General features: G+C 36.8%; 20 protein-coding genes. 17 read left to right on the forward strand and 3 right to left on the reverse strand.

Annotation, left to right across the window (positions count from 1 at the left end):
• Window position 1: 1 nt before the first annotated feature.
• Genes sctI through SJ312_RS11940 form a run of 3 tightly spaced genes read right to left on the reverse strand, consistent with a single transcriptional unit; the run spans window position 2 to window position 1,916 of the window.
• Window positions 2–298, reverse strand: coding sequence for a type III secretion system inner rod subunit SctI (gene sctI, locus SJ312_RS11930; RefSeq protein WP_165879127.1), 297 nt, complete (start codon window positions 296–298; stop codon window positions 2–4).
• 53 nt (window positions 299–351) lie between these two features.
• Window positions 352–660, reverse strand: a complete 309-nt coding sequence (locus tag SJ312_RS11935) for an EscF/YscF/HrpA family type III secretion system needle major subunit (protein ID WP_110592727.1) — start codon at window positions 658–660, stop codon at window positions 352–354.
• 47 nt (window positions 661–707) lie between these two features.
• A complete protein-coding gene (locus tag SJ312_RS11940) occupies window positions 708–1,916 on the reverse strand; it encodes a PrgH/EprH family type III secretion apparatus protein (protein ID WP_319867800.1) in 1,209 nt (402 codons plus the stop codon).
• A gap of 226 nt (window positions 1,917–2,142) precedes the next feature.
• On the opposite strand from SJ312_RS11940, the gene SJ312_RS11945 reads away from it, so the two are divergent.
• From SJ312_RS11945 to SJ312_RS12025, 17 genes are all read left to right on the forward strand, one after another.
• Window positions 2,143–2,922 carry a helix-turn-helix domain-containing protein gene (locus SJ312_RS11945; protein WP_004263035.1) on the forward strand — a complete coding sequence of 260 codons (780 nt, stop codon included), beginning with the start codon at window positions 2,143–2,145 and terminating at the stop codon, window positions 2,920–2,922.
• Entirely contained in the window at window positions 2,912–4,615 is a 1,704-nt protein-coding gene (gene sctC / locus SJ312_RS11950; protein ID WP_319867803.1) for a type III secretion system outer membrane ring subunit SctC, read from the forward strand. Before SJ312_RS11945 ends, sctC begins: the two co-directional genes overlap by 11 nt.
• Window positions 4,606–5,706, forward strand: coding sequence for a type III secretion system gatekeeper subunit SctW (sctW, locus tag SJ312_RS11955; RefSeq protein WP_110592724.1), 1,101 nt, complete (start codon window positions 4,606–4,608; stop codon window positions 5,704–5,706). The genes sctC and sctW overlap by 10 nt, the downstream gene beginning before the upstream one ends.
• Window positions 5,707–5,727: 21 nt before the next feature.
• Window positions 5,728–7,794 (forward strand): EscV/YscV/HrcV family type III secretion system export apparatus protein, encoded by a 2,067-nt coding sequence (locus SJ312_RS11960; RefSeq protein ID WP_153673289.1) that lies wholly within the window; start codon window positions 5,728–5,730, stop codon window positions 7,792–7,794.
• Window positions 7,795–7,889: 95 nt separating this feature from the next.
• Window positions 7,890–8,294: a type III secretion system protein gene (locus tag SJ312_RS11965; protein ID WP_110592722.1), complete on the forward strand. Its 405-nt coding sequence runs from the start codon at window positions 7,890–7,892 to the stop codon at window positions 8,292–8,294.
• A gap of 6 nt (window positions 8,295–8,300) precedes the next feature.
• Window positions 8,301–9,593, forward strand: coding sequence for a type III secretion system ATPase SctN (gene sctN, locus SJ312_RS11970; RefSeq protein WP_110592721.1), 1,293 nt, complete (start codon window positions 8,301–8,303; stop codon window positions 9,591–9,593).
• Complete coding sequence (locus SJ312_RS11975) at window positions 9,593–10,048, forward strand: hypothetical protein (protein ID WP_047756416.1); 456 nt, start codon at window positions 9,593–9,595, stop codon at window positions 10,046–10,048. The genes sctN and SJ312_RS11975 overlap by 1 nt, the downstream gene beginning before the upstream one ends.
• Window positions 10,020–11,804 carry a hypothetical protein gene (locus SJ312_RS11980; protein ID WP_319867805.1) on the forward strand — a complete coding sequence of 595 codons (1,785 nt, stop codon included), beginning with the start codon at window positions 10,020–10,022 and terminating at the stop codon, window positions 11,802–11,804. The genes SJ312_RS11975 and SJ312_RS11980 overlap by 29 nt, the downstream gene beginning before the upstream one ends.
• Before the next feature lie 2 nt (window positions 11,805–11,806).
• Window positions 11,807–12,739 carry a FliM/FliN family flagellar motor switch protein gene (locus SJ312_RS11985; protein ID WP_110592719.1) on the forward strand — a complete coding sequence of 311 codons (933 nt, stop codon included), beginning with the start codon at window positions 11,807–11,809 and terminating at the stop codon, window positions 12,737–12,739.
• 10 nt (window positions 12,740–12,749) lie between these two features.
• Window positions 12,750–13,406 carry an EscR/YscR/HrcR family type III secretion system export apparatus protein gene (locus tag SJ312_RS11990; RefSeq protein WP_172412213.1) on the forward strand — a complete coding sequence of 219 codons (657 nt, stop codon included), beginning with the start codon at window positions 12,750–12,752 and terminating at the stop codon, window positions 13,404–13,406.
• 13 nt (window positions 13,407–13,419) lie between these two features.
• Window positions 13,420–13,692, forward strand: a complete 273-nt coding sequence (gene sctS, locus SJ312_RS11995; RefSeq protein WP_004262998.1) for a type III secretion system export apparatus subunit SctS — start codon at window positions 13,420–13,422, stop codon at window positions 13,690–13,692.
• The gene (sctT, locus tag SJ312_RS12000) at window positions 13,689–14,483 is read left to right on the forward strand and encodes a type III secretion system export apparatus subunit SctT (RefSeq protein ID WP_153673286.1); all 795 of its coding nucleotides are present in this window, start codon (window positions 13,689–13,691) and stop codon (window positions 14,481–14,483) included. The genes sctS and sctT overlap by 4 nt, the downstream gene beginning before the upstream one ends.
• A gap of 20 nt (window positions 14,484–14,503) precedes the next feature.
• Window positions 14,504–15,610, forward strand: coding sequence for an EscU/YscU/HrcU family type III secretion system export apparatus switch protein (locus SJ312_RS12005; RefSeq protein WP_187710659.1), 1,107 nt, complete (start codon window positions 14,504–14,506; stop codon window positions 15,608–15,610).
• 111 nt (window positions 15,611–15,721) lie between these two features.
• A complete protein-coding gene (gene sicA / locus SJ312_RS12010; protein ID WP_110592716.1) occupies window positions 15,722–16,243 on the forward strand; it encodes a type III secretion system translocator chaperone SicA in 522 nt (173 codons plus the stop codon).
• A gap of 10 nt (window positions 16,244–16,253) precedes the next feature.
• Entirely contained in the window at window positions 16,254–18,155 is a 1,902-nt protein-coding gene (gene sctE, locus SJ312_RS12015) for a type III secretion system translocon subunit SctE (protein ID WP_153673284.1), read from the forward strand.
• Between the two features lie 20 nt (window positions 18,156–18,175).
• Window positions 18,176–19,504 carry a type III secretion target, IpaC/SipC family protein gene (locus tag SJ312_RS12020; RefSeq protein ID WP_110592714.1) on the forward strand — a complete coding sequence of 443 codons (1,329 nt, stop codon included), beginning with the start codon at window positions 18,176–18,178 and terminating at the stop codon, window positions 19,502–19,504.
• 3 nt (window positions 19,505–19,507) lie between these two features.
• Window positions 19,508–20,653, forward strand: coding sequence for a hypothetical protein (locus SJ312_RS12025; RefSeq protein ID WP_319867809.1), 1,146 nt, complete (start codon window positions 19,508–19,510; stop codon window positions 20,651–20,653).
• Window positions 20,654–20,700: the final 47 nt, after the last annotated feature.

Consider the following 20,700-nt stretch of genomic DNA (forward strand, 5'->3'; position numbering starts at 1 on the left):
TTTACTGTGCTTTTAAGACGGCATCAATTGCAGAGACGCTTTTATGTGTCAATGTGCTAATCATACTCATTGTCAGGCTATAATTGCCGACACGATTTTGAAATTGCAGTAGTTGGGCTGGGTTACTTGGGTCAATATTATTGACATTCTCAGTTAAGGCTTTCCGTTCTTGACTGACGGTTGCTGTGTATTCAGCAAATAGCTTTTTGACCTTGTCTTCAATCGGAAGAGATGGTGAGAGAACTGATGTGGTCTCTGTTGGGGCAGTGAGTAGTAAATGTGGTGTAATAGCTAACATAAATAATTATCCTAAATAAAATAGAGCATTATAATTAATAATGCTCTTTAAAATTAAACGTTACGAATAATGGCTTGGTCAGTATCTTTAATGGATTTCATAAAATTACTCTGCAATTGGCGTGCCATATTATAGTTACCACTCATAGCGGTGATTTTTGCCAACACTAGTGGGTTATCGACTTCTAAATTGGTGCTAGCAAGTAAGGTGTTTAATTCATCGCCAAATTTTGTAGCTTTAGCACTAATACTTGCCGAGGTACGATAGATCATACCCAGATTATTTTGACCTGTTCCCTCGGTTTCTAATTTAGAGCTGCCCCAACGGCCACTAGTATCTAAACCTAGAATTACATCTGACATTTTATTTCCTCTTTATTTTTAAAATCATATTAATTAAATTTTTTAAGTTAAAAACTGATTGAATTAAAAAACCAATGGTTATTACCTAATAGAATATAACCATTTGCATTGGTGACAAATGATTTTCCTTCGAGCTTGTTATTTGCAAGGGAAATAGAAAATTGAATGTGATTTTCCCCCCATTGTTTGTAAAATGAATTTGTGAAATTAATTAGTGAAGCCGTCTGGTCGTCATTTAAGCTGTCTTTTATTATAAATATGACTTTATTATCTTTAGTGATTTTACGCCATTGAACATTACTTTCTGTTAATCCTAACTCTGCTTTTTGTAATAATTCACCAAGGTTAACCTGTTTTATATCACTCTTAATATAACAACTGAAATAGCTAGATAATATTTTGTCTATTTTATTGTTTACATTAATGGATGTATTGTCATCTATCGCTGTTATTTTTGGGTTACATGGATTACTAAGCTCTATCTTTAATGTATCTGGAAATACGTCAATAATCTTATTTTCAATTTCATTTTCGAGTTTATTTATTATTTTAATTGAAAACTTTTCATTATATTTAGCTTTGACTAGGCGTTGCATACTCCAGTCGGCATCTCTTTGGGTTTTAACTAAAATGAGGCTTTCGTCATTTGCACTTTGAGTTACAGTAATAGGGTCGTGGTTGCCTTGAAGTATGCGCTCTAGTGTTTTTACTTTTTTCTCAGCACTTTGTTCTGGAATATACTGGAAAGTAACGTAAGTAATAAATATTGAAAATAAAGTAAAGAAAAAGACCAGCATAGTTTGTTTATTAAAAATACTTGGTTTTTCCTTGGTTGACTTTTTTATTTTAGCTTTAAAGGCAGGTAACGGGTTTTCCATTTCCGAGCTCAATGCGTCTTCAAACGTTTGGGCGCTTTGCCAATCAGTATCTTGCATTTTTATTGCGATAGGAAATATATCAGCCAAAAGCAATTGCTGAAGAACGATAGGAATTTCAGTACTTAGTCCACTATCATTTAGTCGAATTGCCAAACCACTTTCAGTTGATTGACTTGCCGTAACAATTGAAAACTCACATGCAATACCATTACTAGGGATCTGGTAAGTTGTAAACCCATCATCATTGATGTCAGTTTTGTAATCTAAGCCGTTACCAATGATAATAAGATTATTATCTGTATTAACCATTAATTCTTGGCCAGTCATTGGGCCACTAGCAATTTTTATTATGCATGTTTGGCTATTTGTGTTACTCATAAAAATAATCTCATGGAATTAATTTCATTTTAGTTATGTATTATTGGGGCTCGTTATTGGCTGAAAGTAAAACAAGAAATATTTTTTTTGTCAGTTGAATTGTTCTTATTCATTTTTACTTTTAATTTGGAATGGAAAGTGTGAAGGATTCCAGAGTATTCCCTTGAGGATTTTTCATCTATCGCTCATTCTGTATACACTAAATTACGTTAATAAGGCCTATAAAATGTCAAACAAAGATATTGCTACATTATTAGAAAGTAGGGGCTGTTGCTTTTCTTTGCAGGATAAATTGGTCTTGGCTATACCTAATAAGAATTTAACGCCTTTTTCTTATAAATCTCTATATTCAAATTTAAATATTTCGATAGAAAGTCAGGCTATATTTATTTGCCAAGAAAATGAATGGGAGTCGATAGATAAATCAAACTGGAATTTATATTCAATGGATTTATCAGAATTAGTTGAAATTTTAGCAGTTATTGACACCGCGACAGGGCAAGCATTTCTCGCTAAAAAAGAGAAAAAAAATATCGATGAAAATAGTCAAAGCGAATTTATTGTATTGGTTGAAAAATTCCCATTAACTATTTCGATTAAAAATATAGTGATTGATTTAATTATTAGAAATCATCCTATATTTGATAGTTGGTGCGAAGTATTAAGGCGATATGAAGCCTACGGTATGATGCGATTCATTCTTACTTCCGCTCAAGATGATAAGAATGCCAATATTAATCAGCTATGTGCACGTTATGGTATATCAGCTTCTTATTTTAGGCAGCTTTATCGAGAAAACTTTAATAAAACGGCAAAACGAAAAATTATGAGTGTGCGTATGGCTAATGCCATTCTACAGCTAATTGAAAGTGATGATTCAATATTAGATGTAGGTCTGGAAGCGGGTTATTGTTCAGCATCTCATTTTACTAATGATATTAAAAAAGAGTTAGGCCTAACGCCATCAGAAATTAGGCATATTGGAGCAACACTATATGAGCAGTAAAAAAAATCAAGTGTTTGGGTTAACACTCTTTTTACTGAGTATGAGTTTTTATTCGGCACAAGCAGAAATTATTGTTGCAGAGCCCGTTACGCAGTCAAAAAACCACGATACATTCGTCGCAAATAATATTGCGGTGGGTAAGGTGTTTGATGCGGTCGCAGAGCGTCTAAATAAACCAATTATTCTCAGTAAATTAGCTGCTCAAAAAAAAGTAACCGGTAATTTTAATTTGGCCCATGCAGATGAAATGTTTAAAGCATTATCTCGACGAATTGCGCTAGTGTGGTACGACGATGGTGCAAGTATTTATGTTTATGATAATAGTGAAATGCGTAGCGAAATTATTCCCACGAATAATGTCAGTAGCAATCAGCTACTTAATTATATTCAACGAAATGGCATCTATGATTCACGTTTCCCGGTACGTTCACAAGAGGGGGAAAGACTATTATTTGTCTCTGGCCCGCCTCTATATATTGAATTAATTAAAGCGGCTTCTTTATACCTTGCAGAGCAAATTAGGAAAGAGGAATTATCCAGTGGTGAAGTTGCGATTATTCCGTTAAAACACGCCTCAGTAACAGATAGAAGTTATTCATTACGTGGACAAAATATCACAATCCCTGGTTTGCTGAATGTCATTAATAACCTATTTAAAAATGGCACCACAATCGATGAAACATTAATTATTCAACCTCCATCTGTAGCGATTAACTCAACAGGAGATTCAATCGATGAATTAATGGATGCGCCAATTGGGGACTCATCATCTTCTACGATTAAGCCCCAGTTGATAACAAGAAAGCCTTCTAACAGTGCTTTTTCTCTAGTGGCGCATCCTGACAGTAATAGTTTGATTGTTAAAGGCAGCCAAGAGCAAATTCGTTATGTTCGTCAACTTGTGAATACATTGGATATGCGTCGTCGCCAAGTGGAGCTGTCATTATGGATTATCGATATTACTCGTTCTGAATTAGATAATTTAGGTGTCAATTGGGAAGTTGGCACATTTAATACGGGAACGGGATCAGTATCTTTTAATCGCAGTACATTATCGAACAGCCAGCAATTTCTATTACAGATTGATGCATTGAATAAGACGGGTAATGGGCACATAGTTTCTCGGCCAGTGCTATTAACCCAAGAAAACATTCCTGCTTTATTTGATAACAACACTAGTTTTTACGCCAAATTACAAGGTGAACGTATTGCGACTCTTGAGCAAGTCACATATGGCACCATGGTGAGTGTGATGCCGCGTATTTCCGCAGGTAATAACGTTGAAATGGAAGTCAATATTGAAGATGGTGCAGAAAACCGCGATAGCATGGGTAAAACATCCAGCGTAGAAGGGCTACCAGCCGTTAATCGAACCAGTATTAACACCGTTGCGCGTATTGCAAAAGACAGTAGTTTACTTATTGGTGGTTATACGCGTGAACAATATGTTGAAAATGAAAGCAAAATTCCTTTTTTAGGCGATCTTCCTTATGTGGGAGGGTTATTTAGCCATTCATCTACGAATCAGCAAAAGATGGTGCGTTTATTTTTAATCCAACCGCGTTTATTGGATGAAAATGAAGGTTGGGATGGGCGACAATTTTCCGAAAAAACGCGGATTACCAACCATGACAGTCAGTTACACGGTACGGTTCAATTTCTTCAACAATACATGAGTGAGTCATGGCAATAACACCACTGAGCTTTAATACCCGCTTTTCGGTTAATACTCAAAACAAAAGTCGTGCACCAGTGAGTAGCAGTAGTGACGACTCCGATGAAGTTGCTCGTGGCGCAGGTGTCATTGATAGCTCTAGTGAATATGCATCGATGTCGATGCTAGCGGCAAGTCATGTGCGCCGAGGAAGTTCTAAAAAGGGCAGCGAAGAAGACTGGTTGCAATTTTCTGAACGCATTTTAGATAAAGATGCGGATGACAAAGTGTTACATATAGAAGGGTTACTTAATAAGCAGTTAATGACCCCGAAACAGTTACGAGAATTTTTATTGCAATTTTTTACTGATCCTAGTGACTTATTAATGCTTCTTGCAGCATTACTTAATCGAAAAAAATTAAAAAAAGAACAAATTGATAACCTTGAAGCTTTAGCGGAATTACTGCAAGCAGAAGACACTGAACGGAGCGCTCAAGCAGGCATTAATGTTGCACTCATTGCAAAGGCATTTGCAAAAAAATTACATTTCAGTGCTGGGAATTTACGTACATTATATCGTGAATTTATTAGTTATGACGGGCCGATTGTTTATTTATATGAGCAATGGGTTGAGGAAATGGAAATCCAAGAGCGTGAAAATATGATGCGTTATCTTGGTCGGGCGCTTGCTTGTGATTTACAGGCGTTGCCATTAGGCGATCTAAATATCACTGCGTTCGGTAGTTTTTTTAGCCGTGTTGGCCGGCTCCGAGAATTGCAATCATTAGACTATGTATTTTGTCAGCAATTCTTTCAATCCGGGTTTTTTCGCCACAATGGAAAATCAAATCAATCAAAGCTTGAAAAAGAGTTAAGCCAATTATTTACCCGAGGGATACGTAATCACGTTGGCTTTGAAGAAGTGGTCATCACTTTTATTAATAACATATTGAACATAATGAGCTCCGATATTCGAGGCCAATTTTTACAATTACTCTTACTGGCGTTTTCTATCATTCCAGTTGCTGTATTTCCTTCATTGGAAGCACGAGAGGAACTCATTGATCAATTAAAGAAACTCATGGACCAAGTTATGGTGAAAGAGCCGTTTTTACACCGACATTCGTAGTTTGATAGGAAAAGTAATTTCATGAAAAATATAACCGGATTTTTATTACAAATCCGTAATCGACCAGAGCTAATGGTATTAGTTATCATGGTTATGGTTATTGCGATGTTGATTATTCCATTACCCACAATATTGGTCGATTTATTGATTGGCTTAAATATTATGATCTCAGTACTTATTTTTATGAGCTCTTTTTATATTACTCGGGTACTGAATTTTCAGTCATTTCCATCTATCTTGCTAATTAGTACGTTATTTCGACTTGCTTTATCAATTAGTACCAGCCGTCTAATTTTATTAGAAGCAGATGCAGGGGATATTATCGCAACGTTTGGTGAATTTGTTATTCAAGATAACTTAGTTGTTGGTATGGTGGTATTTGCGATAGTCACCATTGTACAGTTTATTGTCATCACTAAAGGTTCTGAACGTATTGCTGAAGTGGCTGCACGCTTTTCCCTTGATGCGATGCCGGGTAAACAAATGAGTATCGATGCTGATTTACGTGCGGGGGTGATTGATGAGGCGACAGTTAAAGAGAAGCGTGGCGACCTTGAAAAAGAGAGCCAATTATTTGGGTCTTTCGATGGTGCGATGAAATTTATTAAAGGGGATGCGATAGCGGGTATTGTCATCATTTTTGTTAATTTAATTGGCGGGATATCTGTTGGCACAGCTCAACAGGGAATGGATGTTTCAACTGCACTAAATACGTTTTCTTTATTAACGATTGGTGATGGTTTAGTCGCCCAAATCCCTGCACTACTCATTTCCATCAGTGCGGGTTTTATTGTCACTCGAGTAGGCGGTAATGATAAGAACTTAGGTGAAAACATTGTTTCGGAATTATTTGCAAATGATTTTACGATTTTAATCACAGCATTAATTGTACTTTCAATGGGGTTTTTACCTGGTTTTCCAACGATTATATTTTTACTGTTATCAGGGCTTCTTCTTGGATTATTTGCTTTCCGATATTTTAAAAAACAAAAAAACAAGCAAAAAATAGTTAAAGGTGAAGCAGAAACGATTAATTCAGATGTGACGGAAGGTGAAACACAAAGAGAAATCAGTGATATTGAAGAAGAATATATTCCAGAAACATTACCGATTATCATATCTGTTAACCAAAAATATAAAGAACATTTAGAAGATAATAGATTTTTGTCTAGAATGAAAAAAGATATTTTTATTCGATATGGATATAGGATCCCAGATATTGCTGTCAACTACTCACCGATTATTCCTGAAAATAAAATGGTGATACTCATTAATGAAATTAAAGCAGGGGAATATGATATCTATTTTCATGGGTATCGCTTACTGACTGTTAATGATGAACCTGAATATCTAGGTATGGCATTGACAAAGTTTACGGATGAATATGGCTCAGTGAGCACGTGGTTTGAGAAAAATGACTTATCTAGTATTGAACAACTCGGTTTAATGGTTCGTGATGATGTAACAGAAGCGATTGATTGTGCCAGCACCTTATTACTGCGATTTATTAATGAATTTTTTGGTATTCAAGAAACGAAAAACTTACTCGATGATCTTGAAAGAAAATACCCTGAATTATTAAAAGAGTGTTATAGACATACGACAGTACAAAAAGTCACTGAAGTTTTTCAACGTTTATTAATGGAAAAGATTTCAGTTCGTAATATGAAATTGATTATTGAAACCTTAGTGCAGTGGGTGCCAAAAGAAAAAGATAGTTTAATGTTAGTTGAGCACGTCAGAAGTTCAATGGCACGTTATATTTCATCCTGTTTCTCTGTGGATGGGCGTTTGAATGTCCTCATGATTAACTCAGGGCTAGAAGACACGATACGTCAAGGGATTAGGCAGGCTTCCGGTGGAGTGTACTTACATCTTGAACCTGAAAAAACCAATGAGTTGATACAGGCTGCAGAACTTGCTTTAGAAAATAGTTATTTGTCAGTTAGGGATGTGAATGTTTTAGTACCGGTTGATATTCGTCGTTTTGTCAAAAAAATCTTAGAAGGCCGCTTCCCAGAATTAGAAGTGCTTTCTTTTAATGAAGTTTCTGAAATGGTGAAGGTTAATGTAGTTAAAACCATATAGTCAAAAATTGGCTTTATTAACAAATAAAGCGACTGAATTCAATATAACTAAAAATATTGGATGATTAAAATATATTTAAAATATGAGGAGTATCAATGAAATATAGATTTATAGAAGTGTTAAATGAGTATTTAAATTCTATGGGACGTAGTGACCTAGTTAACTCTCAGCTGGATTGCCACTCTAATGTCCAATTAGAAATGAATGAGTTCTCTGCGATTAATATCGATTTATCAACGGATGATATCATTATTTGGTGTCAATTAGTAGATTGCAATTACAGTCATTTAGATTTAGTTAGTGCTACTTTATTGAAATCATTATTAGAATACCCGCCAAATAATTTTTATCCGGGGCAACCGGCATTGAATCTTGTGGATAATGCCTATGTTCTTTCTGCAGTTTTAAAAGAATCAGCGTTAAATGATATGCAATTATTTGCAGATAGTTTTGAAGAGTTCTTTGAGCGTGCAAATGAGCTTAGCGCTCAGCTATCGTAATTCATTATGAAGTTATTTGATTTCTGCGCGCATCCTGCGCGCATTCATGGATGCCTAATAGAAGCGCCTTTACACGGTGTTTTTATTGGTGAAATTTGTTTTATTGAGCGTTCTCTTATGCAGCCCGACATTATTGCGAAAGCGCAGGTTGTTGGTTTTAAAGAAGGGCTCACGGTATTGAGTTTAATAGGTCGCACACAAGGTTTAACGCGAGAAGTGGTTATTCGCCCGAGTGGCTACCCATTTGTATTTGAAGTTGGCGAATATTTAGCGGGTAAAATTTTTAATGCGGCAGGAGAACAAGTTGGTGCGTTGAGTGAAGACCTTGCTGAGCCAATGTTGCTCAATACAAAATTATTACGTATTGATAGCCCTCCGGTGAGCGTGACACAAAGGCGGCCGGTTTCTGAGCCGATGGTCACAGGGGTACGTGCAATTGATAGCCTACTAACATGTGGCTTAGGGCAGCGTATTGGTATTTTTGCCGCCGCAGGTAGTGGTAAAACTTCATTAATGAACATGATCATCAACCACGCTCATGCGGATATTCATGTCGTTGCTTTAATTGGTGAGCGAGGCCGAGAAGTTATTGAATTTATTGAGGAGTTGAAAGAGTCGCCTCATGCGGCACAGACGATATTAATTTATGCAACTTCAGACAGCCCACCGATTGAGCGGTGTAATGCTGCGTTGCTTGCGACTACGATTGCTGAATATTTTCGTGACTGTGGTCGTAATGTATTGCTGTACGTTGATTCCATGACCCGATATGCGAGAGCATTGCGAGATGTGGCTTTAGCTACCGGAGAACTGCCGGCTAGACGCGGTTATCCTGCCTCTGTTTTTGAACAGCTTCCTATGTTGTTGGAGCGTCCAGGGCAATTAAAGCATGGCTCGATTACTGCTTTTTATACGGTGTTATTAGAAAGTGAAGAAGAAGCTGACCCGATTGGTGATGAGATTCGCTCCATTCTAGATGGTCATATTTATTTAAGCCACAAATTAGCGGGACGTGGGCATTACCCAGCGATTGATATCTTACACAGTATTAGCCGCGTATTCCAAAAGGTAACGACTCCAGAGCATCGCCGGTGCGCAATTGATCTACGTGACATGATCTCAAGGCTTGAACAAATTCAGCTTTACCTTGAACTCGGTGAATATCAACGTGGTGAAAGCCATGAAAATGATCGAGCTTTAGATAAAAAAGAGCAAATTGAAGCTTTCTTAAAACAAGCCATGGATGAGCCAATGAGTTTCGACAATATATTAAGCAATCTCAATGAATTGGCATCTTAATGATTTCTAACTTGCTGGCTTTAACGGAGAGACGTTTTGACCGGACATTACAAGAACAATCGCAATTAAATTCAATAATAAAGCAACAGCAACAGCAATGCAGGGATATTCGCCAGCGTATTTTAGTTCTATCAACACAAACTGCATCTTATGAAAAATCAGAAGAATTAAGCCGAACTGCTTTTTGGGAAAGGCAGCGATTAAAGGCAGCGGTTCTAGCGGAAATAGCTCAACTTGAATTTCAAATAGAAACTCTAGCAGCCGAAATATCAAAAAATAAAATACTACAGTCTGAAATTGCTAAACGAATATTCATATTACGTAATAAATGCGAGAAATTCAGAAATTATCTCAAGCAACAACGTATAGCCAGAAGGTTAAAATCAGAGCTGCAGCAACAAAATGAAATTGAGGAGTTATTCGTACATGTCAGCAATAAAAACGAGCTCAAATGAAAAAGTACCCTGTGTAGCTATCGACAGAGAAGCAATATCATCAACATATAACACCACTGAATTTAGCCACCAAAATATAACTCCAAAAATGGCAAAAGTAGTGAATGACAAAAATATGATGCATCTATTCGGCCATAAAAATAAAAGTCAGCCAAAGGATATATCTGCTTTTCTATCCGTATCCCTTCCTTTTATGCAAAAAATATCGCAATTGAGCGACTTAGCGAAGGGGTTTATTACATGGAAAGACAATGTATATATTGGTGAAGGTATCCAAATAGCCGGAGAAAATAAAGAATTAAAGGCCAAAGCGATTGAGCCGCTAATAAATAATTATATATTTACGGAAAGTTGTATACCTGTTGTTCATCATTTTCAGGATAACTTACCAAAGACTCATCAGGTCAATATTACGAATAAATTGATGGTGGATAATCAGCCAGATATGAATCTATTGGCTGATTTGACGACTACTGGGAAAGTCGAAACCATCCCTGAATTAATTGAGAATAATGAGAATACTAACTTTATTATTAGCACCCCAGCCGCTGACCTAGTTGATATACTAAATAAACCGGTCGTTGATAATAATCTGTCAGAGAGTCCGGATATTCACGTTGAACAAAATATTGCTGACGAAGATGAGATCCCGTTGTTCAACTCTATGATGGCCAGCTTTCCATTACCGAATATCCCACAGCGAGTAAGGGGAAAAGCTAACGATAATTCAGTTCCATACGGGGAAAATAAACCGCAATTAAGTGAGAAGAATCAGCTCAATATGGAAAGTCCACTGGCAAATTTGGCGCTTAGGAGTACTTTAGAACCGACATCAAAAGAGTTGAAACCAGAGGTTAAAACGGGGAAACAGTATATTAGATCTTCAGTCAAAGTAGAGCTTGAGCCCGCTATCCAAAGGAAAATAGTTGGAGAACAATCCAAGCCAGTTAATATTCGACAAATTGATTCACTCGATACCATTTTGTTAAATACATATCCACGAAAAAATAACCCAGCAAAAGATGACTCACTAAGAAATCCCCCTTCTCTTCTGGGAATGCAGTTAGCTACCCATCATTTGCATGACCAACAGGGCACCCATCAAGGTATTAAAGAGAACACCCATCAAGGTATTAAAGAGAGCACCTATCAAGGTATTAAAGAGAACATCCATCATCATGTTGTTGGGCAGCTTGAACTTGCTTTTACAAAAAATGAGCCACCTACACAGCCAGTTACCTCACTGAGAAATTCTTATCTATATGATAATAAAAGTATTTTATTATCTGAAAATGAGACAAATAATCTCCCTGATAAAGTGCAAGAGACGACAATTTCTGCACAAATCTCACCTGCAGAAGATATGAGCCCACCTAGCAATATGATAGCAACGACTGCGAATGAGGTTATGCGGGTGTCTGTGCCACTACAAGCCACACAGCAAAAGCCAGAGATGCACAAAATGCCAGAGCTAGTGGAAATCCCCCCATTTTTAGGTGAAAACCAACAGCAGAAAACTGCAGAACGTAGTTTCACTTATACCTTTAACCAGTGGCAAAGTAGCCCATCAGTGACGTTTGAATTGGCCTCTAAAGGAGAGTTCGTTGCCTCAACAGCGAGTCCAGAAGTTCAATTGGCATTAAATGAGAATAAGCATTTATTGGCTCATGAAACGAGTGTGCATATTCGACGTGAAGATGAACGTCAGCAGCATCGAAACCGACAGCAGCATGACCAACAGCAAGAAGAAGATTAATTATGTTGAAGATTCGACGGATCAGCTCTCAAGAAAAACAACTTAAAATTTGGCAGCAATATTATTTAGTTAATCCACAAATAAAGCTAGCTAACCGCAGTATTGGTTATTTTCAATTATCACTAGTGAGTGAAACACAGAAAATAAATGCATTCGTTGTTGTTGAAAGTTGGTGTCATTATCGTTGGCCTGAACTGGTTCATTATGCATGGAGTTCATTATCAAACAGCCAGCTATGTGAATTGTTTGCTTCTGAATATATTGGAATTACATTTTTCTCCCAGAATTTCCGTTGTGAATCTGTCGAGATAGTTGATGATATGCGTATTAATTACCAGCCATGGCTAATTGTTAAAGAAGCTAGCCTCGGGGAAGTATTATTAGCAGAACCAATAGAAAGCCTCGAAAAAAAGCAGGGAACTAATCAGATATTCGACCATTTAAAACTGCGAGCGGATTGGATATTAGGGTATAGCTATATTAGTGCCAAACTTTTGCAAACTATAGAATTACGTGATGTGCTGAGTATCCAACAATTACAGTTAAATATGTCTGTGGCAGGACAGGTATTAGCTCGATTTCAAAAGCAAGATGAAGGACTACTTATGATTGAAGAATTAGTGGCGCCAGAGAGTGAAGAGGAATTCGTATTTCCTGAAGAAGATGAAATGCAAGAAATTGTACGCCCCTTTAATATAAAAGAAATGAATATTAAATTAACCTTTGTTTTAGGTCATAGTGATATTACGGTCGATGAGCTTTCAAAAATGGAGCCCGGTTATATTTATTCTATTGGTGAAAATAAAGAACGTGAAGTTAAAGTCTATGCTAATAAGCAACTTATTGCAGAAGGGGAGCTTATTTATATTGGCAATAGTGATGAATTAGGTTTGGAAATCACACATGTTGTCAGTTTGGGTGATAAAAGAGTTTAATATGCCAACGATACCTGATGGGATCCCATTATTAGCGATTATCGCATTCTCGACATTATTGCCATTTGTTATTGCTGCAGGCACCTGCTATTTAAAAATATCTATTGTATTAATTATGGTACGCAACGCGATGGGCGTTCAACAAGTTCCTTCTACTATGGTATTAAATGGTATTGCATTGTTACTTTCTATTTTCGTTATGATGCCTGTTTTACAGGATGTGAATAATCATATGCGACAAGAACAGGTTGATTTTAGTAATGCCGAATCAATCGATAGTTTTGTTGAAAATGGGCTGGGGGGATATAAAGCGTATTTGAAAAAATATTCAGATCCACAACTAGTGACGTTCTTTGAGTCAATACAACAAGGTCGAAGTGAAGAAGAAGTGACTGCTGATGAAGGCGAAGCTACATTATTTTCTTTATTACCTGCTTATGCATTAAGTGAAATAAAATCAGCTTTTGAAATTGGTTTTTATATCTATTTACCTTTTGTTGTAGTTGATTTAGTTATTTCCAGCATTTTATTGGCACTGGGTATGATGATGATGAGCCCAGTAACAATTTCGATTCCAGTTAAATTAATTCTATTTGTTGCAATTGATGGCTGGTCACTGATTTCTAAGGGGTTAGTGATGCAATACATTGAATTAGCACAGCATTAAAGCGAATGATACTATGGATCAAATCGTTTATTTAAGTAATAAAACGATGCTATTAATCGTTATATTATCTGCAATACCAGTAATAGTGGCTACTGCAGTAGGATTATTGGTAGGGTTACTACAAACTGTCACGCAACTTCAAGAGCAAACATTACCTTTTGGTATTAAATTATTAGCTGTTTTTGGCTCACTTTTTATGATCTCTGGTTGGTTATCCGATAAGGTAATGAATTTCGCATTAGAAACCTTAAGCGCTGCTATCCCTGCTATCGGGTTATTCGGATGAATCAGGAAATACTATCGCTGATGTCCTCGCTCTATTTTATCTTTCAAGAAGGATTGATAAAAATAGCGTTAGCTTGGTTGAGAATTGCACCAGTGATGTTTTTATTACCTTTTTTAAGTAACAAATTACTTAATGGTGGGATTATTAAAAACTGTGTGGTGGCTTATATTGCATTAGGTTTATGGCCTTTTTTTTCATCCTATGAAATACAATGGGATGAAATTAATTTTGTTGATGTATTTATTTATGAAATTTCGATTGGACTCGTATTAGCACTGATGTTAGCGTTGCCTTTTATGATAGCCAATATTGTTGGCGAATTAATTGATGCGCAGCGTGGCGAGACGATTAGTAGTATTGTTGACCCTGCGAGTGGAACCGAAGCTTCGGAGCTTGCTGTATTATTAAACCATATTACGTGTATGATATTCTTAGCACAAAATGGAATGTATCAACTTGCTAATCTATTCGCACAGAGCTATCAGTTATTACCCTTTGCCCATGGATTTACGTCATTTAATAGCCTTCCTTTGGGGGAATGGTTAAATAAAATGGTCGTCAGTGGAGTTGTTTTAACTGCCCCAATATTAGTGACATTATTTATTACAGAGGTTGCCTTAGGGCTATATTCCCGTTTTTGCCCTCAATTAAATGCATTTTCATTATCTTTAGCAATAAAATCAATCATCGCTTTCTGTGTCTTTTTATTTTATTTCCATAATGAGGTCCCAGAGATATTAGTCAATATGATTTCAATTTCACCATTGCGAGACATATTCCTTTCTTCTTGATTTTATGGATGTAAATAAATATGGCTGAAAAAACAGAAAAACCTACTGATAAAAAAATTAGAGACTCAGCTAAAAAAGGGCAAAGTTTTAAGAGTAAAGATAGCGTTGCGGCAATTGTATTAGTCGTAAGTGCATTTGTTATTGAAGGCGTATCTAGTTTATATGAACTGGGTGGGTTAATGCGAAAAATATTTTTATCTCCAACGGAGATAAAAATTGATGCACTACTTTGGCAATTCTTCACGATATTTTTAAGTATTGTTTTACCTGTTCTATTTACTTGTTTTTTATCCGGTACAATTATTTCTTTATTACAAAGTCGATTTAGATTGGCCAGTGAAGCAATAAAGCTTGATTTTACTAAGTTAAATCCTATTGCAGGGTTTAAAAAAATATTTTCATTGAATTCATTGAAAGAGTTAATTAAGGCGATTTTGTATTTAATTGTTTTTATTATATCAACATTAGTCTTTTTTATTGTTTGGCGTAAAGATATTTTTATGCTCTACCGAACAATGATTAATGGGATGATTAGCCAATGGGTTAGTTTGTGCGTAACATTTATTGTCGTCTTTCTTGCAGTTGCTCTTATTATTATCTTGGTTGACGCAATAGCTGAATTCTTTTTGTATATTAAAAACTTAAAAATGGAAAAGCAAGAGGTTAAAAAGGAATACAAAGATAATGAAGGTGATCCTCATATCAAAAGTGCACGTCGAGGAATGCATCAGGAATTACTGTCTGAAGAGGTTAAATCAAATGTTCGTAATTCAACATTTGTAATGGCAAATCCAACGCATATTGCATTGCTTATTTATTATGATTCGAATATTGCACCATTACCCTTTTTATTCTCTAAAAGTAAAGGCGCACAAGCAAAAGCAATTATTAAATACGCGGAACAACAAGGTGTTCCCGTTATTAGGGATATCGTTTTAGCAAGGCAAATATGGCGGTCATATAAAAATGATAGTTTTATCGATGAAAAAGGACTAGAGGATGTTATGCAAATAATATCATGGTTAATCCGTATAGAATTAGTAAAAATGGGAGTCGATATTGATAAAGCATTAGAGAAAATATCAGAGAACGAGGCATATTTGAAAAATAATAGCGAATTTAATTAATAATTTATTTATTACTTAAATCGTTTTTTTAAAGAAAGAACTAAATCGGTTAATTATGATGCAAGCATAAAGTATATGTTATGCGTTGCATATCAACAATAAGGTAAATATATGAATAATGCGGAAACAGAGAGTTTTCAACAATCTGATATGGAAGAATTACTTGACAATATTACAACTGCACTAATGGATGGTGCAACTTATAAAGATATTCACGGGATCCCACAAAGTACAATGGATGGCATTTATTCCTATGCATACGAATTCTATCAACAAGGTAAATTAAAAGAAGCAGAAACTTTTTTCCGATTTTTAAGTATTTATGATTTCTATAATACAGATTATGTGATGGGACTTGCTGCTGTCTATCAATTAACGAAACGGTATGACAAAGCAACTGAATTATATGCTCTCGCATTTGTATTGGCAAAAAATGATTACCGCCCACTATTCCATGCAGGACAGTGCAATTTAATGATGAAAAAAAGCAGTGCTGCAATTCATTGTTTTGAAAGCGTTGTAAAAAGCAGTACAGATATTGATTTAAAAAATAAATCTCAAGCTTATTTAGCCGCATTAGAAAAAAAACTAGAAAAGACAAATTTAGAAAATAAAAATCCTAATATAACGTAGAGAAAATTATATGGTTCAAATTATCAATTCAAGTAATGAACGAATAAATAATATTCATACATTTCTACAAGGCAGTAATCCTATTGGATTAGGGGATGAGTGCATCAAGTCGGTATTAGCTTTAGAAATGGCGTGTGAAGAATTAACGTCAACAGAGCAGATGAAACGCAGCCGTATTGAAAATGCACCACAATTACCTGCACCTAAAAATAATTTATCCGTTATGTTCAAGGCAGCCGCGGCAAAAGAAGAAAAATTATTCCTAAAAGAAGAGGGGTTTAATGCGGCTTCAGTACTTGTTGGTAGCCTTACGGCATTACGCCAGTTATTACATGAAGGGAATATTAGTGAGCTAGCTAATCGCCTCCAATTGTTAAATATAGAATCAAATACACTTCGAGAAAAAGGAAATGATTTATTAAGTTCTTTTACAAGTAATACGGACAAGGCCAGTGCACTTAATAACGAAGCTAATGCTTTAATACAAGAGCGTGCCGAAAGTAAAGAGCGTTTAGCGAATCTCAAGTCTTTGAAGGGTGGAAACCAAGAGAAAATTAAGGCAGAAAATACAAAAATTACAAATTTAGGCACCAAAATCGATAACTTGCTTGAGTCGGCTGGTAATTATGCGAAAAGTGCAGGTGAGGATGCAAAAAAACTCAATCAATTTGTAGAAACAGCGCCACGACGAGTCGAGATTGATGGTGAAAAATGGGAAAACACGCTGGCACTGCTTACGATGTTAACCGCTCAACTTAAAAAGGCGATGAATGAAGATTCGATTCGCAATATGAAAGAGCAAGAAGCCGTGATGGCAACAGTCAATGAAGCTTCTCGCAAAGATTCAGATAAAAAAGCCAAAGAGGCGGAAGAAGCACAGCGTAAAGCTGATGAAGCGAACAAAGCGGCCTCTTGTGCGAGTAAAATTTTTAGCTATGTGATGCTTGCTGTGTCTGTTGTCGCCACTGTTGCGACTTTTGGCGCCGCTGCACCACTAACGCTTGCAGTTGCTGCTATCGGTATTGCTATCTCAGTGGCTGATATCGTTTTGGAAGAAACGGGACAAAGTAGCCTTATGCAGATGCTAGCGGCTGAAATTTCTAGTGTTGTTACCGACATGCTGATGACTTTTGGTGTCTCAGAGGAAAAAGCGAAACAAATTGGCAGTATTGTTGGAATGATTTTGGCGGCAATCGCATTTCTAGCGCTTTCATTAGCTTCTATGTCATCTTTTGCGAAAAACATCGGCAATATTGCCAGTAACTCAGTAAAAACGCTTGCTAAAAACGCAGGAACATTATTGAAAAGCATTATTAAATCGATGCCAAATAGTTTAATGAATGCCTTAGGTAATATCGCGAATGGAGCCGGTAAGGTAGGAAAATCGGCGGATAATATGGTGGTGCTCACTAAATTTAACAAGTTGGCCGATAGTATTGATGACTTACAGCAAGCAGTAAAAACTACCACTAAGGTAGCGAGAAAAGCTGATGACATAAAAGACACCGTGAAAGCGGCCGATAAAGCGGCAGACCAAGCAGACAATATTACGGATATCACCAAAACCTCAGATAAAGCCGTAAACACGGCTAAAACGCAAAGCGTTGCAGTGGCTCGCCTTGAAGTGGGTATGAAGGGGACTGGAGCGACATTGATGGTTGCGAATACGGCAACAACCGGAGGGCTAAATTTGCATGCCGCGGGGCAAATTCGAGATATGAAAGAAATGCTTGCAGATATGATGCTTAACAGTGAAACCATTCAAGCGTTGGATGAGTTATTAAAAAATCTACTGAAGTCCATGTCTCAAAACTATGAGAAATTTGAGGAAATGTTTAGCGGAATGCTGGCGTCATTAAATCAATCAGGTCAAACGAAAGTCAATATGCTGAAAACAGCCCGCTTTGCGTAGTTAATATAGGAATTTATCAAATGAGTCTTAATATTCAATCAGAATCAAATAAGCCAGTTTTATTTCATAAGCCTGTCAGTTTTAGTAGCGTTTCCCCGACAATTAACAGTAATACAAAAACAGTAGCCATTCCTTTACTGCAAAGCGTGCATTTAAATGATGTGCATGCAATGGCGTCAGGGGCTGAGATGGTGATGGATAAGCCATTATTAAAAATGGTTCAATTTTCAATGCATGATGACCAGATGCTAGCGGACATTTCTGCGTTAACGAATTCCGATAAATTAGCCACATTGGATGATCTTCATACTTTTCGAACACTGACACCAGAAAATATTCGACAGGCAATTGGCAAGGTATTAGAAGAAGAAAAAAGTCATATTGAACAATTAGTTGGAGATGCTCAGCTTCCAGATGAAGCCGATTTAAAACAAATGTCTCAAGCTGTTCAATTATTGATTGCCAGCAGTTTCTTCAAAGATTCGCCTTCTAGGCAGGTTGAAGGTGGTAATAAAGGTCAAGAGCCTATTGATGGCATTAAAAACAACACGTTTGTTGGAATTATTAGTAATGACTTACTGGTGGAGTTGTCGAAAATTATTCGCAAAGTGATGGCAGAGATAAACATTTCAGATCGTCGTATTAGTGCGGAGTTTCTGCAATTAAATGCCAAAATGGTACAAGCTTCTGCGGATTCAACGATTCGTGAAGGTAAAGAAACCTTTAAAGGGGCTATGATGGGCTTTTTTACGGCTCTTGCAATTACAGCTGCTGGCGGAGCCTTCCAAGCAAGAGGGCTGCGCCAGCAACAGCAATCGATAAAACATAACTTGATACCAGGCAATAAAAATATCAGTGGTGCTAGTAAGTTATCGGGGTTAAATGGAAATACAGAGAGCGTCTCAACGAAGCCGAATACATTGAGTCTGGCGGGTAAAGATGGCTCAACAGTGACGCTGGGTAATCAAGCTTCACAAAGTCAAAAAAACCTTTCAAATCAAAGGATTGAAGAGGCTGGTAAACGTACAAGAGATTTGGGTGCCTCACAGCATGAGAAGCACGACCAAATCATGAATAAAACTCGTGTGCAAATGGGGGTGGCAGAGCAAGCTTCTCGAATGTCAGACAATGCGGGTCAACTCGCGACGGCGTCAAATCAAGTCAATGTGAAATCGGCGGAAGCGGATAAAATGATTGAACAATCCGTTGCGGATACTGCACGTTCAGTTTATTCAGATAAAGACAAGCAAATCGATAAGAGCCAGGACCTTGCGAAACAAATGCAAGAACATTTACGTGAAATTCGTGAAGGTAGCCTAAGAACAATGCAAAGTATGGTGAGAGGCTAAAGAATGGATATTACATCTCCTTCTCGTCTAGACAACATTTCTCATTTTTCGCCGCAGGCGACATCAACAGAGCAACCACACCTCCCCCTTTTTGGGGGGGGGATTACTTTTGATGAGTCACTTATGCCTCACCAACAAGTGCTGGATGTGTTCCGACAAATGCAATATAGCGTACCGGAGGGGGTTTATCAGCAACGACCACAAAATGATTCCCCTGAAAATATACAGCTTAGGGCAAGAATGTTGGTACGTGAAAATAAGAGCGCAAATGATGCTTATGAGGAGGCTAAAGCATTAAGAGCCACGAGAAGAACGGAGACTCTCGAAGATGGCCGCTCGCATATTAATAGGCTGACTGATTTGATTGATAATATTCATACGGATTATCAAAAAAAATACGGTGAATTAGTTAAGGCGTCAACTCAATATATGCAAGATATGAACACGCTAGCCAGTAAGCTGTCTCGTCATATGAAAGCCGGGGATGATGGCAAGATAAAATTTGCCAAAGAGCATGTAATGAGTGATATGGATAGCATTGTGTCGAAATACTCTGGTACGAGTATGAAGATTGAGGTTCTTGGTGAAACAGAAGAGGTAAAAAAATTACAAAAACAAATAAAGGAGATGGGAGACCTGCTTGTGATTGGAATGAAAGGTAAATTAAGTGAGTATAATGAGCTACATGCTAAAGTAGCAAATATAAAAAAATCACTTAATTTAAAAAGTTATGGTGATTATTATGGCGATTGGAGCCCCAATCTCTATAAGGCCAAACCGCTAATGGAGATTAAAGGCGGTACAAAAGAATACGAGTTCTGGGGAAAAAAATTGACAGACCAAGGGTTCGTGATAAAACAGAGTAATGGAAAACTGTGTATTTACCCTGATTTAAAGCCAGTCAAAGAGATGTTTCATGCGATTAATCACTCATCCGGCGCATGGAATGATGGTAGTGACATTATGTCTCAAGAGTTTCAAAGTTTACAAACAGCGATAGATAGCCAAAAAAATGCGATTAATAGCTCCGTATCTCGTTTATTAGAAACCTTTCGACAAGATAATAGTCACTTTGAAACTTTAACTCAGTTACTTATTCAATTATATAAAGACTTACAACAATATAATAATGGCTATGTCAATATGTAATAGATGAATATCGGTTTTTTTCGTAGGATAAATAGTTTTAGAAATAT

It is taken from the genome of Providencia sp. CIM-Carb-044 (assembly GCF_033901115.1).
GTDB classification, from domain to species: domain Bacteria; phylum Pseudomonadota; class Gammaproteobacteria; order Enterobacterales; family Enterobacteriaceae; genus Providencia; species Providencia hangzhouensis.

Bases quoted from the DNA above. Each gene is read 5' to 3' on its own strand.
- sctN (WP_110592721.1), top strand. From the start codon at position 8,301: ATGAAGTTATTTGATTTCTGCGCGCATCCTGCGCGCATTCATGGATGC.
- sctE (WP_153673284.1), top strand. From the start codon at position 16,254: ATGGTTCAAATTATCAATTCAAGTAATGAACGAATAAATAATATTCAT.
- sctT (WP_153673286.1), top strand. From the start codon at position 13,689: ATGAATCAGGAAATACTATCGCTGATGTCCTCGCTCTATTTTATCTTT.
- SJ312_RS12005 (WP_187710659.1), top strand. From the start codon at position 14,504: ATGGCTGAAAAAACAGAAAAACCTACTGATAAAAAAATTAGAGACTCA.
- SJ312_RS11965 (WP_110592722.1), top strand. From the start codon at position 7,890: ATGAAATATAGATTTATAGAAGTGTTAAATGAGTATTTAAATTCTATG.
- SJ312_RS11985 (WP_110592719.1), top strand. From the start codon at position 11,807: ATGTTGAAGATTCGACGGATCAGCTCTCAAGAAAAACAACTTAAAATT.
- SJ312_RS11945 (WP_004263035.1), top strand. From the start codon at position 2,143: ATGTCAAACAAAGATATTGCTACATTATTAGAAAGTAGGGGCTGTTGC.
- SJ312_RS11980 (WP_319867805.1), top strand. From the start codon at position 10,020: ATGTCAGCAATAAAAACGAGCTCAAATGAAAAAGTACCCTGTGTAGCT.
- SJ312_RS12025 (WP_319867809.1), top strand. From the start codon at position 19,508: ATGGATATTACATCTCCTTCTCGTCTAGACAACATTTCTCATTTTTCG.
- SJ312_RS11935 (WP_110592727.1), bottom strand. From the start codon at position 660: ATGTCAGATGTAATTCTAGGTTTAGATACTAGTGGCCGTTGGGGCAGC.
- SJ312_RS12020 (WP_110592714.1), top strand. From the start codon at position 18,176: ATGAGTCTTAATATTCAATCAGAATCAAATAAGCCAGTTTTATTTCAT.
- sctI (WP_165879127.1), bottom strand. From the start codon at position 298: ATGTTAGCTATTACACCACATTTACTACTCACTGCCCCAACAGAGACC.
- SJ312_RS11975 (WP_047756416.1), top strand. From the start codon at position 9,593: ATGATTTCTAACTTGCTGGCTTTAACGGAGAGACGTTTTGACCGGACA.
- sctC (WP_319867803.1), top strand. From the start codon at position 2,912: ATGAGCAGTAAAAAAAATCAAGTGTTTGGGTTAACACTCTTTTTACTG.
- SJ312_RS11960 (WP_153673289.1), top strand. From the start codon at position 5,728: ATGAAAAATATAACCGGATTTTTATTACAAATCCGTAATCGACCAGAG.
- sctS (WP_004262998.1), top strand. From the start codon at position 13,420: ATGGATCAAATCGTTTATTTAAGTAATAAAACGATGCTATTAATCGTT.
- SJ312_RS11940 (WP_319867800.1), bottom strand. From the start codon at position 1,916: ATGAGTAACACAAATAGCCAAACATGCATAATAAAAATTGCTAGTGGC.
- sctW (WP_110592724.1), top strand. From the start codon at position 4,606: ATGGCAATAACACCACTGAGCTTTAATACCCGCTTTTCGGTTAATACT.
- sicA (WP_110592716.1), top strand. From the start codon at position 15,722: ATGAATAATGCGGAAACAGAGAGTTTTCAACAATCTGATATGGAAGAA.